This is a genomic window from Sphingobacterium puteale (assembly GCF_003627955.1).
Taxonomy (GTDB): Bacteria; Bacteroidota; Bacteroidia; order Sphingobacteriales; family Sphingobacteriaceae; genus Sphingobacterium; species Sphingobacterium puteale.
In genome coordinates this window covers 195,052-212,192 of sequence record NZ_RBWS01000006.1, presented here as the reverse complement: position 1 = coordinate 212,192, position 17,141 = coordinate 195,052, and the positions used below count along the sequence as shown (strand labels likewise).

General features: G+C 39.5%; 8 protein-coding genes. 5 read left to right on the top strand and 3 right to left on the bottom strand.

What is annotated here, in order from left to right:
- The first annotated feature begins 68 nt into the window (after positions 1 to 68).
- Positions 69 to 860, top strand: a complete 792-nt coding sequence (locus tag D7322_RS08155) for an SDR family oxidoreductase (protein WP_121123067.1) — start codon at positions 69 to 71, stop codon at positions 858 to 860.
- Positions 861 to 883: 23 nt separating this feature from the next.
- Positions 884 to 1,201 (top strand): Cif family virulence factor, encoded by a 318-nt coding sequence (locus tag D7322_RS08150; protein WP_121123065.1) that lies wholly within the window; start codon positions 884 to 886, stop codon positions 1,199 to 1,201.
- Between the two features lie 339 nt (positions 1,202 to 1,540).
- On the opposite strand, the gene D7322_RS08145 is transcribed toward D7322_RS08150, so the two are convergent.
- The gene (locus D7322_RS08145) at positions 1,541 to 2,962 is read right to left on the bottom strand and encodes an MFS transporter (RefSeq protein ID WP_121123062.1); all 1,422 of its coding nucleotides are present in this window, start codon (positions 2,960 to 2,962) and stop codon (positions 1,541 to 1,543) included.
- A 41-nt stretch (positions 2,963 to 3,003) separates the two neighbouring features.
- A complete protein-coding gene (locus D7322_RS08140) occupies positions 3,004 to 4,044 on the bottom strand; it encodes a bifunctional transcriptional activator/DNA repair enzyme AdaA (protein ID WP_121123060.1) in 1,041 nt (346 codons plus the stop codon).
- 365 nt (positions 4,045 to 4,409) lie between these two features.
- Between D7322_RS08140 and D7322_RS08135 the strand changes: the two genes are divergently transcribed.
- Positions 4,410 to 7,481: a non-ribosomal peptide synthetase gene (locus tag D7322_RS08135; protein WP_121123059.1), complete on the top strand. Its 3,072-nt coding sequence runs from the start codon at positions 4,410 to 4,412 to the stop codon at positions 7,479 to 7,481.
- Between the two features lie 428 nt (positions 7,482 to 7,909).
- Here the strand turns inward: D7322_RS08135 and D7322_RS08130 are convergent, their stop codons facing one another.
- Positions 7,910 to 12,046, bottom strand: a complete 4,137-nt coding sequence (locus D7322_RS08130; RefSeq protein ID WP_121123056.1) for a hybrid sensor histidine kinase/response regulator transcription factor — start codon at positions 12,044 to 12,046, stop codon at positions 7,910 to 7,912.
- 301 nt (positions 12,047 to 12,347) lie between these two features.
- Between D7322_RS08130 and D7322_RS08125 the strand changes: the two genes are divergently transcribed.
- On the top strand, positions 12,348 to 15,533 hold the full coding sequence (locus D7322_RS08125; RefSeq protein WP_121123054.1) for a SusC/RagA family TonB-linked outer membrane protein: 3,186 nt from the start codon (positions 12,348 to 12,350) through the stop codon (positions 15,531 to 15,533).
- Positions 15,534 to 15,549: 16 nt separating this feature from the next.
- Positions 15,550 to 17,139, top strand: a complete 1,590-nt coding sequence (locus D7322_RS08120; protein ID WP_121123052.1) for a RagB/SusD family nutrient uptake outer membrane protein — start codon at positions 15,550 to 15,552, stop codon at positions 17,137 to 17,139.
- The last annotated feature ends 2 nt before the right edge of the window (positions 17,140 to 17,141 follow it).

The window sequence follows — 17,141 nt, the reverse complement described above, 5'->3', positions numbered from 1 at the left end:
GAATCGTAACTCCGTACTTGTACAGACTGTTTTTATACCCCAATTTTGTCCTATAAACAATTCATAAAATGGAACAATTTAATTTCAACAATGAGTTATCAGGCAAGATTGCTTTGGTGACCGGAGGTACAAAAGGTGCTGGAAGAGCTATTGCGGATAGGCTGCTACAGGCTGGTGCAACGGTTGTGATTACCGCCAGAAATTCACCCGAACCAGAAAACAGCAAGCTGCATTTCATTGCTTCCGATCTGAGTACAGCAGAGGGAGCGCAAAAAGTAGTGAGCGAAGTGCTTTCGAGCTATGACAGACTAGATATTCTGGTAAACAACCTCGGCGGATCATCTACGCCTGCGGGCGGGTTTGCAGCGCTAAGCGATGAGGATTGGGAATCGACAATTCAGGCTAACCTTTTGGCTCCAATTCGTCTGGATAGGGGCTTTCTGCCGCAGATGATCCATCGGAAAACCGGTGTTATCATCCACATTGCTTCAATTCAGGGTAAATTGCCTCTATATGATTCAACCTTACCTTACGCAGCGGCAAAAGCAGGATTGAGAAATTACAGCAAAAGTTTATCGAACGAAGTTACTCCTAAAGGTGTGCGTGTGCTGACTGTTTCGCCCGGATGGATCAATACTACAGCATCCGAGGCCTGGCTGGGCGAAATTGCAAGAAACGCCAACAGCACCATTGGAGAAGCGCAACAAAGCGTAATGGATGCATTGGGAGGAATTCCTTTCGGCAGACCCGCTGAACCTAAAGAGGTGGCTGAACTTGTTGGCTTCCTTGTTTCGCCAAGAGCCAGTTATCTAACTGGAACAGAATATGTAATTGACGGCGGAACAGTACCGACCATTTAATAATCATCTAAAAAATAAAAAACATGAATTTACCAAACATTATCTCCGAACTAGTGAAGGCGCAAAACGAATTTGACAGTGCAGCTTACGCAAATTGTTTTACTGAAGATGCGGAAGTATTTGATGAAGGAAAAAATCACAAGGGAAAAATTGCAATTCAAAACTGGATTGACCTAGCCAACAAAGAATACAGAGCTACGATGAAACCATTAGATTTTAATGAAAGTGGATGCATCTTATCGGCGGAGGCTTCAGGCACATTTCCCGGTAGTCCCGTTGTTTTGAAATATCATTTCCAGTTGTCTAATGAACGAATCAAATACCTGAAGATAACAACTTAATATTGCAATATGCAAATTACTTTAAGCTGAAGTATAAACCTCAGCTTTTTGCGTTTAATCGAGTTTCTGCGCCTTTTTCTTCAGTCATATTCAAAGTTTATGCCTTCATGCATTTTGCTCATCACTTGAAGACAACTTTACCACTGTAAGTCTGTTTCACTCTGCATCTATGCTTTACCCAATTCGTCAAATTCAAAAACATGGAAAATGCGGCTTCAGCAGCCCATTTTCCAGTAGCGATCCGATGGAACGGATATTACCCCTACTTGATTAGATAAGGTTTTCTTCGGGTTGATGGACCGCACGCGATGAACGCCGCGAACATGCTACTTCGAGGTGTTAATCTAGTTGATGTAAATCAACTTTTTCTGGTTTATAAGAATATGGTAATTTTGATAACATGCACCATACGATGATCAGAAAAAAAATGCCTACCGACAACCCTGCTTGTAGCGCAAAAAGATAGTTATTCTTGAAGTATTCATGCTCTAAAATCGAATAAAAAATTCCACCGATGATACTTATTCCCAATGCGGAAGCTGTCTGCTGAAATGTAGAAAATATTCCCGAAGCAGCACCTGCATCTTTCTCCTCAATATGATCTAAAACCACATTTAACAGAAATGGAAGAACTAAACCGTTGCCTAATCCATACAAGCCTATCAAGAGCATAGAAATAAATGGAATGTCTCTGTGCGAGAAGAATATCATTTGTAAAACAAAGGATACTAAAATGATAGACAAACCTAATTGTAGAATACGCTTACCATATCGAGGAAGGAGTTTTCCGGCAAAGACCGATGAAATCATAAATAGAATAGCATGGGGAATAAAATACATACCGCAGGCCAAGGCTGATATCCCCAATCCACTTTGTAAATAAACTGCAACAATCAATAAATAAGCCGTGTGCAGCATAAAATGAAATAGTACAGCAAATAAGCCTATTTTAAAATCCTTTAGTTTGAATAAAGAAATATCAATTAAGGGGTCTTGTTTGCGTTTCAGTTTTCTTTGTTGAATAACAATAAAGCTAGCCAAAAAAACGATCGATAAAAATGTTAACGTATAAAACCACCAAGGAAATCCATTATCTCTACCTTCGGTCAAAGCATAGATGATACAGGCCAGCCCGATTGTTAAATACAAAGCTCCTTGGTAATCAAACTTCACTTTTTCCAATGTAGGTGTTTCGGTCAGATAAAAATGTATAGCTAATAAAGAAAATATGCCAACAGGCAAATTAATGAAAAATATTAAACGCCAACCTTCTATTACAAAATGTGTCTCTGCTAAATACCCGCCTAAAACTTGTCCAATAATGGCTGCTATGCTTAATGTTATCCCATACCACCCGATTGCAACTGCTCTCTCTTTGCTTTCAGTGAATAAAACTTGAATTAATGCAATAGACTGAGTTACCATAAATGCGGAACTAACTCCTTGAAAAAAACGTGCGACATTTAATTGTGTCGCATTTTGGCATAAACCGCAAATGCAGGATGTGACTGTAAATGCCAGCATCCCCCAAAAGAAAACTCTTTTTTTACCAAGAAAGTCTCCGGCTCGCCCGCCGGTTACCAAAAAGCAGGCACTGCCCAATAAATAGGAGGCTATTACCAATTGTATTTCACCATCAGTGGCGTGCAGATTTGTCTTGATCGTCGGAATCGCGATATTGATAATAAAGATATCAATTACATATAGCAAGGGTGCAGTAAGCACTACACATAGTGCAAACCACTTGTTAACAATTTTCATAAGAATAAAGGATTAGTATTGTAGATCGATAGCGGGAGTGCCTAGGATTTTTTGCTCTCCAATTCCAAAAGCCATTTTTTACGCCAGATACCGCCTCCATAACCGGTCAGGCTTCCGTCTGTTCCAACGACGCGATGACAGGGTATTAAGATCGAAATTTTATTCAATCCGTTCGCATTTGCGACCGCCAGCACCGAATCTGCGCTGCCGATAGCGATTGCCTGTTGCTTGTAGGTCTTAGTTTCGCCATAGGGAATGTTTTTAAGCGCTTCCCATACCCTGTTCTGGAACACCGTTCCGGGGCTATATAGTGGTACTGTAAATTCTTGCCGGTTTCCTTCAAAATACTCTCTGAGCTCTTTTTCCAACAAGGGAAAATGGGGATTGTTCCCCTGCACGATCGTTGCGTTTAGTGTTTTTGCCAAACTTTTAAATTCTGTTTCGAGCATTTTCCGATCTGTAAACTCGAGTAGACATACGCCTTGCGTTACAGCGCAGGCATACATTGTACCCAAGGGAGTTTCTATCCTTTTAAGATCAATTATATTTTGTTGTTTACTTTTTTTAGGGGAAACTCCAAAGATATGTTTAAAAGAGTCCCCAAAACCGCTAAGTGATTCGTATCCTGAATTAAAAGCGACGTCTGTTACAGATTCGCCGTTTTGGATCTTTTTAAACGCTGAATTTATCCGGAACATTCGCTGATAAGCGTGAAATGTCATACGGTGGTTTTTTAAAAACCAGCGTCTCAACTGATGGGGCTCGACACCACGCTGACGTAAATCATAGTCTTTAAATTTTAAGCTTGGATCCGCAGATAACTCGGAGATAATCTTTTTGATATAGGAAGGCGTTTCGCTCAACAGTTCAAGTGGATGACATACTTTACATGCCCGATATCCACGAAGGATGCATTCCTTAGTCGACCTGAAAAATTCGATATTCTCAGGTTTCGGTTTTCTTGCGGTACAAGATGGCCGGCAAAAAATACCTGTTGTCCTTACGGCAGTAAAAAACACTCCTTCATACCTGATGTCTTTGTCTAGTATTGCCTGATACATCTGCTCAAAACTTAATTCCATAATACAATTACCTATGATTTATGAAACAAATTTACCAGTGTTAGAATCCATTCACAACCGAAAAATTAACAAGTATTTTTTCTCATCTGGAGAATTCGGCGATATGGGTGAATTAGAGTTTTCAAGCAAGGCGTCGGACTGACCTCTTGTTACTTATTAATGTTAAGAAAAAGTTTTTTGTTAATAAATTGTTTTCAATAATTTAAAATTAGTTTAAAACTTGGTTTAAAATCAAATTTTACGGTATTCTAAAAGCAAAAAACAAGAGTAATCCTTATTAAGGATTTAAAATTTAATTTATAATAACAATTTGAAATATATTTTTTATTAATTTTATATACAAACCTAATATAAAATTTTAAACCATGAAAAAAGAAACAGTCAATGCAATTAATCATTATCCGAATGATTTTTCGGAAAGGAATTTCAAAAACAATGCTATCGATATTGTAAAACAAATTCAAAAAATCGTACAGGAGCACCCTGAAAAAACTGCAATTGTAGATGGTTATGAAAAGACTAGCTATGAAGCGTTAAATGATAAGGCAAATCAATTAGCGCGCTATTTGCAAACCCAAGACATTGAAAAAGGGGGATTGATCGGTGTTTGTATCCCCCAATCAACAAACCGTATCATAGCTTTTTTAGCTATTTTAAAAGCGGGTTCCACCTATTTACCTATTGATGGGGAACTACCGCAGGCCCGAATCCAGATGATGATTGATGATTCAAAAATCAAACTGATGCTCACTGTAGACCAGTTTCTTGATAAAGTCAATAATGACCAAATTCCCAGTATTGTATTGGACTCTTTAGTTGTTGGCGAAAGTTTAAAAAAAATGCCAAACGAGAATCTTTTAATCGATATTGCTCCTGAAAATCCGGCTTATGTAATTTACACATCAGGTAGTACAGGATTACCCAAGGGAGTCATCATTTCACATGATTCTTTTTATACTTTTGTAAAATATCAGGCGAGAGTTTTAAACTTATCCGTTGATAATGTTACCCTGCAATTCGCTTCTCCGAGCTTTGATGCTGCTATAATAGATATTTGGACACCTTTGATCAGTGGAGCCACCATTCATTTGTATCCGAATAATAAAATTGTGGGTGAACCACTTTTGGATTTTATTGTTAATCATCATATCGATACCGTTCCGTTGATGCCTCCCATGGTTTTGGCATCCCTGCCGTTAAACAAACCTTTAGGTAATCTACATACCATAGCCATTGGTGGTGAAGCCTGTACCGAAAATACGGTAAAAGCATGGTATAAAAGGATTCGTTTGATCAACAGTTATGGACCAACGGAAGCTACGGTCGCGGTAAGTAATTATGAATTTATAGAACAGATTAATCCAAAAATTATCGGGACTGCAATGCCGTTTGTCAATGTATTTCTATTAGACGAAAATCTGAAACCTGTAATGGATGGTACAGTTGGCGAAATTTATATCGGAGGTCCTCAATTGGCGTTAGGATATTTACATCGTGAAGAAGATACTCAAAAATCTTTTATACAGGCTCCCGAATGGTTATTGAATCAATTAAATTATGGTAAAAAGCTTTATAAAACCGGAGACATGGCTCTACGCCGAGAAGACGGAAATCTTGAGTTTTATGGACGAAAAGACGATCAAGTTAAAATCAGGGGGTACAGGATAGAACTTGCCGAGATTGAATATAATATGTCAAAATTACCGCAGATCACCAAAAGTGCTGTTAAAGTTCAGAGAAAAGAAAATGGTTCGCCACTATTAATTGCTTTTATTCAGCTTGCGACAAATGAAAATCAGGTAAAAATTTCACAAAATATAAAGGCTAAATTACAACAGGTAATGCCTTCTTATATGCTTCCGGATAAGATCTTCGTTGTCGATCAAATGCCCTTGAACCACGCCGGAAAAATAGATAAAAAACTTTTGGAAATTCCCGAAAATCAAACAAAAAATAATTATCTGCCGAAATGGAAAGAAGATAATTTAGCCCAAGGAGTAATGCACATTTGGAAAGACCTTCTTTCGCTTGAAAATGTTAATGAAGAAGATGATTTTTTTGAACTAGGAGGCCATTCCCTAATGCTCGCCCAATTACATATGTTGCTTCCCGAACATGTGAGAAATTTGATCACTCTGCCAGAACTTTATATTTACACTACAATTTCAGCTTTTGTTAAGGAGGTTAAAAACAGAATGGTGAAAACAGAAATTTCGCAAAAAAACAAAGCTGAAATGATGATCAGCGAATTAATAAAAGATGCTGAACTACACATAGAATTTAATATAGACCAATCGCCAGATCCTGATGTTTTGAAGAATCCTAAAAATATTTTTTTAACGGGTACAACAGGTTTTGTCGGATCTCATTTATTGGAAGAACTATTGCTGCAGACGTCGGCAAATATTTATTGTTTAGTACGTGCATCTTCCTCAGAAGACGGCCTGAAGCGTATAAAAGCTACTTTTGAAAAATTTAAATTATCATGGTCGTCCGATTATGATAGCCGTGTTATCGCGATGACTGGAGACTTATCTCTGCCCCATTTCGGAATGGACAGTGAAAATTACAGTTTCATTACCAATCATATCGAAATCATTTATCATTCTGGAAGCTCAGTAAGTTATGTACAGCCATATTCGTTAATTAAAAAATCAAATATAGATGGTTTGCATAATATCATTGATCTCGCTGTCACGGGCAAAATAAAATTTTTAATGCTACTGTCTTCCATGGGTGTATTTAGCTGGGGAAGACCTTTCACAAAGAAAACATGGATGTATGAAGATGATTCTATCGATCAGAATATGGCAGCAGTTTCAAGAGATCTAGGATATATAAAAAGCAAATGGGTAATGGAGAGTATTTCCGAGAAAGCTAGACAAAAGGGGCTTCCGATTACAAATTTCAGGTTAGGTTTTGCGGTTTGTCATAGTACATCAGGAGCTACCGTGATGAACCAGTGGTGGGGATCACTTATTAGAAGCTGTATTGAACTTAATTCATTTCCTCTTGTCATGGGATTAAAAGATGAACTTACAACTGTAGACTATATGTGTAAGGCAATCACGCATATCAGCAGGAAAAAAGATGCAGTCGGACTAAATTTCCATCTTTCTCCTTTACCTGAAAATGATGTGTCGCTAACAGATTTCTGCGCCAAAATAAATGAATATTACGATATCAAATTAAAAGGAATGGAATACCATCAGTGGCTCAATCAATGGAAATATGATAATAAACTACCACTTTATCCTTTATTGAGCTTGTTTACAGAAGATATACATGAAGGAAAATCACTGGTAGAGGCCTACGAAAACACTTACTATTATGATAGAAGCAATACACAGCAGTTTTTAGCAGACACCGATTTAATTCCACCTGCTTTTGATAAAAAGCTGATGACACCATATTTGGAATTCATGGGAGTTCTTTAGCGATTGGTTATTCTTAGTAAAGAATTTCAAATATTGATCAAAGCTAATTGTAAAAAGTGAAATGTAGAAAATTACGAAATTTCAGCATTCTCATAAGAAATAATGTGAATTCATATTTAAAAAGCATATATTATTTATAGTTGATATTAGACAGCACAACATGCGACTGCCGGAAGATTGGAAAGCTTTCGGCAGTCGCATTCCAATATCAATATTTTCATAGTTACTTTGTCTCTGAAAATGGAAGGAGCAAATACCAAAAAAACGTTTTTTTCATTGCCTATTTTTAAGTCCTGTCCTAATAGCCGACGGCATCCTAAGAATATTTTTTTCGGGTGCAACAAGTTTTGTAGGATTTCGTTTATTAGAAACCCGTTCTATCGGTGTTGTTTAAAAATAACTCAGCAAGTGTAAACTCAAACATGAAATCAATTTTCCGACTCCTGTATATTATTTGCTATAACTTTCTTATACTCGTTGGGCGTCATTCCAAATTCTTCCTTAAAATACTTTCTAAAATATTTGGTTTCATTAAATCCGACAAGAAACGCAACCTCATTCACGTACATCTGACTTTTTTCGAGCAATTCCGCCGCTCTTTTTAGCCTAATAAAACGAATAAATTCCGATGGTGTTTTATCCGTCAAAGCGAGTGTCTTTTTATAAAAATTCACTCTGCTCATCGCCATTTCCTGACATAGATCTTCAACCAAGAAATCTGTTCTTGCGATATTGGCCTCCACAATGGACACAGCTTTTTGTATAAACTTCTGATCCATTGAAACGATCTCCGGCTTCGTTGTGGAAATATCAATTTTCGATTTAAACTTCTGCTGAAGCTGCTTTTGCATTTTAGCGATGTTAGCGAGGGTAACACGAAGAATATCGATATTAAAAGGTTTGGAAATATAGGCGTCAGCACCGGCTTCCATACCTTGGTATTGATTTTCATCCGAACACTTTGCCGTGAGAAGCACAACGGGGATATGCGAAGTCCTTATATCCTGCTTAATCTTTCGACAAAACTCATATCCGTCTACATTTGGCATCATCACATCACAAAGAACAATATCCGGAATATGTTCAACAGCAAGATTATATCCCTCTTGTCCATCCTTTGCAGACAGAATCCTGTAATCGCCGTGAAACAGATCCTTTAAAAACAAACGAAAATCCTCGTTATCATCAATAATCAGCAGCGTATAAATGCCAGAGCCTGCGTCCACAAACGTTTCCTTCTCTTTTTCGGCGATCTCCTGATCATACTGTTCTATTTCAGCACCAGAATAGATTACATCTTGCTTGTTTATGATATCAGATTCATTGGGCATCGGTAGATGGACTGTAAAGGTTGTGCCTTTACCCAGTTCGCTTTCAACTTCGATGGTGCCAGAATGCAGTTTCACAAATTCACTGACGATATGAAGTCCAACACCAGTCCCTGCTATACCATGTGTTTCGTTGGACTCGATTCGATAGAAACGGTCAAAAATAAGATCCAGATCTTCTTTTGCAATCCCTATACCAGTATCACAAATACGGATTATCAACTGTTTGTCAATCTGATTGTCGACAACCATCTCAGATATATCAATCTGGACATCCACATGTCCTTTGTTCTTCGTGTACTTAAAAGCATTCGATATTAGATTTGACAACACCATATACATTTTATCCTTATCAAATCGCATATCAACATAGTGATAATTGGCTGTGAATGTAAGTTTGATAGATTTTTCAGCAGCTATAGAGAGAAATGAGGTACAGATTTCTCTTACAAATTCCACGATATTACCCGACGATATATTTAGCTTTGCTTTGTCCTGATCAAGTTTTCTAAAATCCAATATATCATTGACCATGGTCAGCAGTTTTTGCGCATTTTTATACATCACCCCCAGTACTGTTCGCTGTTCGGGATAAGTGGAGTCTTTCAGCAGCATCTCGAGCGGACTGATGATCAGTGACAATGGTGTCTTAAATTCGTGGCTGATATTAGTAAAAAACTTCAATTTTATCTGGTCAATTTCATGCAGTTTGTCCGCTTCCAACATACGTACGTCTTGGTCCAATTGGTCCTGTTTTCGCTTTAAACGATACCGGATAAAAAAGCGGACAAGGCCGATAAAAGCCATGATATAAAAAACAATCGCCCACCAGGAAAACCAAAATGGCGGTTTGACTATAATGTGCATCACTATGGCTGTCGGTGACCAAACATTGTCTTCGTTGCCTGCATAGACCTTAAGCACATAATGGCCCGGATTAAGATTGGAATAGGATGCAAATCCGGTACTACGGGATGTTTCTATCCATTCTTTATCGATGCCTTCCAATTTATACCTATATCTATTTTTCTCGGGATGTATAAAGTTGAATGCCGAAAAACGAATGGTAAAATTTGTTTCATTGTATTTGAGGACGATCTGATCGATGTCGACAATGGAACGAGGAAGCACCAGGTGATCATTTCTTTTATCACCGGGATTTATGAGCTCATTAGACAATAAAAACTCAGTGAATCGTGCACGGGGAACACTTTTATTGACAGGAATCTTTCTTGGATAAAAGCCAACATAGCCTTCCGTGGTACCCATATAAATTTTACCTGTTTTATCCGTGTATACCGCATTGGGATTAAAAACCATACCTGTCAGCCCGTCGCTCAGATCGAAGGCCAAAACAATGCTTTTATGTTTGCCTCCTTCACCCGACATGTATTGTATGCGGTTGAGTCCATAGCTTGTACCCGCCCAAATATATCCATCCTGATCCTCGGCCAATGAGCGTACGTCATCGCTGGATAAACCGTCTGCCAGTGTCAGCATACTACAGTCGCCCCGATTAAGATCGAAAATCTTTATTCCCCTTTTTGTTGCCAGCCAAATACGTCCTTTTGAATCCTTCATAAGCTGGTACACAGGTACGGCTGATGCCTTATCCTGAAAATCAGGATTTGAGAAATAGGGTAATATGGTCTGATCAGGGCCAATTTTATACACGCCGATATCCGAACTGAAGCTAATTATGCCATCTCCCCCCTGAAAGGCCGACAACATGAAATCAGAACGTAACTTGCTATTTTCCCTATTAAAATTGCTGAATATACTGCGGCTTGGATCTAATCGGTCAATCCCTCCTCCTAGCGTTGCGATCCATAAATGATGACCCGAATCTTCCGTTAAACCATAAACACTCAGGTTAGAAAGACCTTTTTTCTTTTTTCCCTCAACTTTATACTGCGTAAATCTCTGGCCATCATACACATTCAACCCGCCCATAAAAGTCCCCACCCATATTCTTTTTGTATGGTCTTCAAAAAGAGCAGTTACAATATCCGAAGATAGACTACTATCGTCGCCACGTTTATTCTTAAAAAAGTGGCTTTCTCCACTTTGTTCATTTAACTTGATAAGCCCTTTACCATTGGTTCCTAACCACAGATTATCATCTTTGTCTTTGATGATGCTGCTACAATCAAAAATAGTATTTCCACGATTGGATCCATTTCCTATTCCCGTACTTGGAAACTTGAACATATTCGGATGATAATAAGAAACCCCGTTTTTATAAGTACCCGCCCAAACGATTCCCTCGGGGTCACAATACAAGCTGACGATGGAATTCTGACCAAGTGAACTGCTGTTATATTCTTCGTGCTGAATGACCTTGACTGTGTTCTTTTTTTTATCAAATAAATTGATTCCCCCATGATCGGTTGCAATCCATAATAATCCCTGATGATCCGATATGATTCCGCGGACAAATGAATTGGAAAGTGCCGGTTTACTGTCGATATCAAGCTGCTTCCATTGATCGTTTGTCTCATTATAGCAAACTGCCCCCTTATTATTCAACCCGGGATATATCCAGACCATATTGTCTGAATCGATAAAAATGCGTTTTGGAATCAAAGAGTTTATCGGTGTACGCTTCAGCTGATTTTTACGTAAATCGACTTTTCCAGTGCTGCAATTTAAACGCTCCAGTAGCCCATCTTTATGGAGTATCCACACGAATGGACCTTTTACCGCGATCTCGACAATCTCAGTAGACAGGATGGTTGTTGGATCGTTCAACGGTTTATAGGCCACAAGTTTCTTCGTTTTGGGTTGAAATTTATATACCCCTTTATCCGCATAGGCGACAATAAAATTTTTAAGCTCATCTATCTGAATCGAAACGGGGTTTGAAGGAAGGCCCATCTGTTCAAGAATCGAATCCGTATTGTTGACAAAAACCTCCTTACGCCAGTCAAACATCACATACTTATTGCCCAACATCCAGAGATTCCCTTTTTCATCTTCAACAATTTTTTTCATTGCATCATAATGGCTATCTGCCAGTGCGTCGCTGCTCCGATTGAATACTTTGATTCGCTCACCGTCATATCTATTTAGACCTGTGTTGGTTGCAAACCATACAAAACCCCTACTATCTTTATAGATAGCAACCACCTCATTTCCAACAATTCCATTACGTGTATTTAATTGTGCAAATTTATAAGCTTGCCCAAAGCTGGATATGGCAGAAAAAAGTAAAATCAGAAAGAATAGTTGTTTCATTGGTTATCGTCTCAAGAACTAAGCGTTAAAATACAGATTTTATCAAACCTTTACAGCATAAGTAATCATTTTATACCCTAACCTGAAACATTTGGACACCTTACAAAACCTACCCTCCCGAAAAAGATTCATCGGGATTACCGGCCATATCTTCTCAACAATCGCTACTATGCCTAGTTTTATAAACATTTTGCCCTCTTTTCTGCAACATTTGAACCCTATTAACACAATTTTCTATTCCTAATTTTAATCATCCCTTTCTGGGGATAATAACCAAACAAATTATAAACTTAAATTAACCATGAAATCAAAAAACGGATCTCAAAAGTTTTTTTGGCCCAAATTACGACATTGGGAGTATCTCATGTCAATGGCCTTACTTTTCCTTTTTGTCAACACCTTACTGGCTCAGGGAACAAAAATCAATGTCTCCGGATTGATTACGAACAAAGCCACCGGAGTTCCATTAACCAATGTTTCAGTCAAGGTCAAGGGAACAAATTGGGTAACTTCTTCCGATGAAAACGGGAGATATGCCATTTCAACAGCAAAAGGAAGTACACTCATTTTCAAACACTTGGGATTCCATACCCAAGAAATAAAAGTAACGAACAATCAGCAAAATATTCAGCTAACGGAAAATATACAAGAAATGGGTGAAGTCGTTGTCGTGGGATATGGAAAAATGAGGCGAAGTGACCTAACCGGATCTGTTGTCTCTGTAACGGCAGACGATATAAGCAAATCGGTAAGTACATCATTGGACCAAGCCCTCCAGGGGCGTGCCGCAGGTGTTTCCGTGACCCAGAACTCTGGAGCACCGGGGGGCGGAATATCGGTCAGCATCCGTGGTACAAATTCGTTCAGTGGTAATGAGCCCTTATATGTTATCGATGGAATTCCCATAGATGGCAATACCAGAGACAATTCCAGTGCACTCTCGTCAATTAATCCATCAGATATAGAATCCATGGAAATATTGAAAGACGCTTCAGCTGCCGCCATCTATGGAACCCGAGCAGCAAATGGTGTTGTGCTGATTACAACGAAACGCGGATTAGCCGGAAAAACCAAATTGAGCTATGAAGGATATGTGGGCCTTCAACAGCTGCCCAATATACTGGACGTCCTCAACCTGCGCGAATATGCGGTGTATCAAAATCTGCGCAGCAAAGTCATTGGCTTTGGTGATCGAGACGAATTTAAAGATCCATCCTTGTTAGGTGAAGGAACGAATTGGCAAAAGGAAATATTTCGAACCTCATTGATGCACAACCATCAATTGAACATTTCCGGTGGAACCGAACAAAATAAATTTGCGATCGCTGGCGGATACCTTGACCAACAAGGTATCGCACAAGGATCAAGTTTTGAACGCTACTCCTTGCGGATGAACTTCGATTCGAAAATCAACAAATGGCTAACAGCTGGAATCAATGCCTATACGGCGAAAACAAAAAACAGAAACACCATTGACAATGGAGGAATCATTTCACTCGCCATTCGACAATTGCCGGAAGTTCCAGCAAAAAATCCAGATGGAACCTGGGGAACACAACAGGAAAATATGTATGGTACCTATTTCGCTAACCCATTGGAAGAAGCGCTTACTCGGGAAAATTATGCGAAAGGCTCACAAATCAGTGTCAACGCCTATACAGATATCTCTCCCATCAAAGATCTTGTACTCCGGATCGAAGGTAATGGAAACTATAATTATTCCAATTCCTACCAATTCACGCCATCGTATGATTATGGCAATTTCAAGCAACAATCTGCGGGGGCAAGATTTGCAAGTAATGGCTCTTTTACAAACTTTAAGACTTATCTGACCTATAATAAATATTTTTCCGAAAAACACAATCTCACAATTATGGTCGGGCATGAGGCACAGGAAAACAGATGGGAGTCATTGTCTGGAAGCCGAACTAATTATTTTTTAAATTCTGTCCATGAACTGGATGCCGGTGATTCAAAGACAGCCAAAAATAGCAGCTCAAGAAGTTCGGGCGCCATTGAATCTTATTTCGGACGTTTCAATTATGGATTTGACGATAGGTATCTCTTGACTGCTACTTTTCGCAGAGACGGGTCGGACAAATTTGGCGTCAACAACCGCTGGGGAACATTTCCCTCTCTTGCAGCAGCTTGGAAGATTAAAAATGAATCTTTCTTAAAGGAAAATTCCACAATCGAGAATCTAAAACTAAGGCTAGGCTGGGGGCTTGTCGGTAATCAGGCGGCAAGCTCATATGCCTACGGCGTGACAATGGCGTCAGCTGCATCCATATGGGGCACAGGTTTCTATCCTGCCAATTTTCCCAATCCTGACCTGAAATGGGAAAAAACCAACGCCTATAATGTCGGTGTGGATCTCAGTCTATTTAAAAACAGGATTGAACTGACGACCGAGGTTTATTTAAAGAAAATCGACAATCTATTGATGCAGGCTGTATTGCCAGACTATATCAGCGGCCTTATTTCGGCCCCCTGGGTTAATGCTGGTTCGATGAGCAATAAAGGGGTTGAACTTAGCTTAAACACCGTAAATATCAATAAAAATGGATTATTCTGGAAGTCGGGATTGACATTTTCCATGAACAGAAACCGTGTAACGCACCTATATACCGAGGCTGCTGCGATTCAAGGAAAAATAGGAGCCGAAACCTTTACAATGACCAAGGTTGGAAATCCTGTTGGCCAATTCTATGGTTATAATGTGGTTGGCATGTTCCAGAACGAAAGTGATTTTTACCGCAAGGATAGTCACAATAACCCCGTGTTAGATCAAGATGGCAAAAAAATACCTGTGGCTCTTCCCAAAGACAAAAATATAGGTATCAACGAGATTTGGGTTGGCGATTTTATCTTCGAAGATAAAAACAAAGACGGTAAAATCGATGAGCAAGACCGCGATTTTATAGGCAATCCGGACCCTAAGTTTATCCTCGGACTGAACAATTATCTAGCCTACAAAGGATTTGACCTGAATATCTTTCTGAATGCCGTCTATGGAAACAAGATATATAATCAATTGCGCAAGGATTTTACGAACCCAATGAACAATTCGGGTATGCTCAAAGAAACGACGGGAATTGCCCAGATCGAAACGATTGATCCTAGCGGTTCCGACCAGGATATTGCCAATGTACGGGTTTCTAACCCTAACGCGAGCATTCAGCGTATTACCGTCAGTGATGCGAATGACAATAGCCGCATGAGCAATAGATTTATCGAAGATGGCTCCTATTTGCGCTTGAAAAATATTTCACTGGGGTATACCTTCCCACAAAAGCTTTTGAAAAAATATCAAATTGAAAATCTCAGGTTATACGTCAATATTCAAAATCTTTTCACCTGGACAAAGTATTCGGGCTATGACCCGGAAATAGGATCCTACAACCAAAATGTTTTATTGAAAGGAATAGATTATGCGAGATATCCCTCACAGCGTATCTATACCTTCGGTTTAAACTTCATGTTTTAATATTAACTACTGAATTATGAAAAAGCTATTCTTGATAGCCTCATTGATGGCTACCGTTGTTCTACATTCCTGCAACAAAAGCTTCCTTGAACGGGAGCCTGAAGGTGCATATGTGGACGCAACCTTCTATACATCCCCCGAGGCATTAAAAGCAGCCACAGCTCCACTCTACAACAGAGCATGGTTTGACTATAATAAGCGACCTGCTGTTGCCATTGGAAGCTTAAGGGCAAATGATGGCTATAATCCTTATATGAACCCCTCTTATACCCTATTCACGGTGACATCACTTGACGATGGGCTTTCGGATTCCTGGAAGTCATTCTATGGTGTCGTAACGATGTCGAATGCCATCATCGTCGCGGTTAAAAACAAGGCGATCAATGTCACTGAGATACAAAAGAACGTAGCTATCGCAGAAGCACGACTTATGCGCGGTATAGCATATTTTTATCTTTTGCGTACTTGGGGGCCTGTTATATTGATCGAAAACAATGATGCCGTGATCAAAGACCCTATGCAGCCAAGGCATCGGGAAGAAGATATTTTTCGGTTTATCATCGATGATCTCAGTTTTGCCGCTCAAAACCTTCCGGATAAAGCTGATAAAGGCCGGGCAACAAGCTGGGGCGCCAAAGGTATGCTCGCCAAGGTATACCTCTCCCGCGCGGGTTGGAAAACCGGTGGCACCCGAAATGAAGCCGATCTTGCCAAAGCAAAAGAATACGCACAGGATGTCTGTATAAATAGTGGACTGGAACTATATCCTAAATATGAAGATCTCTTCAAATACAAACATAATAATAATCCCGAATCGCTTATTGCCATGCAATGGGTACCACTTGGCGACTGGGGCGTCTGCAATACGCTCTTAGCTGATCTGGCATTTTCATCCGATGTTACAGGTGGTGTCAATGTTTGGGGCGGCGGGCTGAACGGAACGATCGACATGCTCAGACAATACGAACGTGCCGATACGCTCCGGAGAAATGCCACCTATTTTACCCAGCACTCCCTCTATCCCTATATCGCCATTGATAAAGGCGGTTATTCTTATCCTAATGCAGGAGCATCCATAAAAAAAGGGGTAATCGGCGGACCAAATGATGATAATGATGGCTTTGTACAGTCGATGAGTTCGCCACTCAACACCTATATTTTACGATTGGCAGATGTATACTTGACCTATGCTGAAGCTAGTCTGGGAAATAATACTACACTCAGCGGTGGTGAAGCTTTAAGCTACTTTAACAAGGTAAGGGATCGGGCCAAAATCGGGAGAAAACCTTCAATTACATTGGATGACATCATCAAAGAACGACGCGTTGAATTTGCGATGGAGTATACCAACTGGTATGATATGGTCAGCTGGTATTGCTACAAGCCTGAAAAAATGCTGAAATATTTTAATGATCAGCAACGGGGCTGGTCAACGGCCTCCATTACGAAGGATGAAGACGGGAATCTTATTTTCGAAGATCCCACAGCACCCGCAGTGCCTGTGGTCGTGACAGCAAACAACATCTTCTTTCCTTATCCTGAGAATGATCTCATACAGAATCCGAAGTTAAAAGACGAACCACAGGCTTATCCTTTTAATAATTAATA

What these genes read in the sequence shown, in the direction of transcription:
- D7322_RS08155 (WP_121123067.1), top strand. Translation starts at nt 69, where the DNA reads ATGGAACAATTTAATTTCAACAATGAGTTATCAGGCAAGATTGCTTTG.
- D7322_RS08150 (WP_121123065.1), top strand. Translation starts at nt 884, where the DNA reads ATGAATTTACCAAACATTATCTCCGAACTAGTGAAGGCGCAAAACGAA.
- D7322_RS08145 (WP_121123062.1), bottom strand. Translation starts at nt 2,962, where the DNA reads ATGAAAATTGTTAACAAGTGGTTTGCACTATGTGTAGTGCTTACTGCA.
- D7322_RS08140 (WP_121123060.1), bottom strand. Translation starts at nt 4,044, where the DNA reads ATGGAATTAAGTTTTGAGCAGATGTATCAGGCAATACTAGACAAAGAC.
- D7322_RS08135 (WP_121123059.1), top strand. Translation starts at nt 4,410, where the DNA reads ATGAAAAAAGAAACAGTCAATGCAATTAATCATTATCCGAATGATTTT.
- D7322_RS08130 (WP_121123056.1), bottom strand. Translation starts at nt 12,046, where the DNA reads ATGAAACAACTATTCTTTCTGATTTTACTTTTTTCTGCCATATCCAGC.
- D7322_RS08125 (WP_121123054.1), top strand. Translation starts at nt 12,348, where the DNA reads ATGAAATCAAAAAACGGATCTCAAAAGTTTTTTTGGCCCAAATTACGA.
- D7322_RS08120 (WP_121123052.1), top strand. Translation starts at nt 15,550, where the DNA reads ATGAAAAAGCTATTCTTGATAGCCTCATTGATGGCTACCGTTGTTCTA.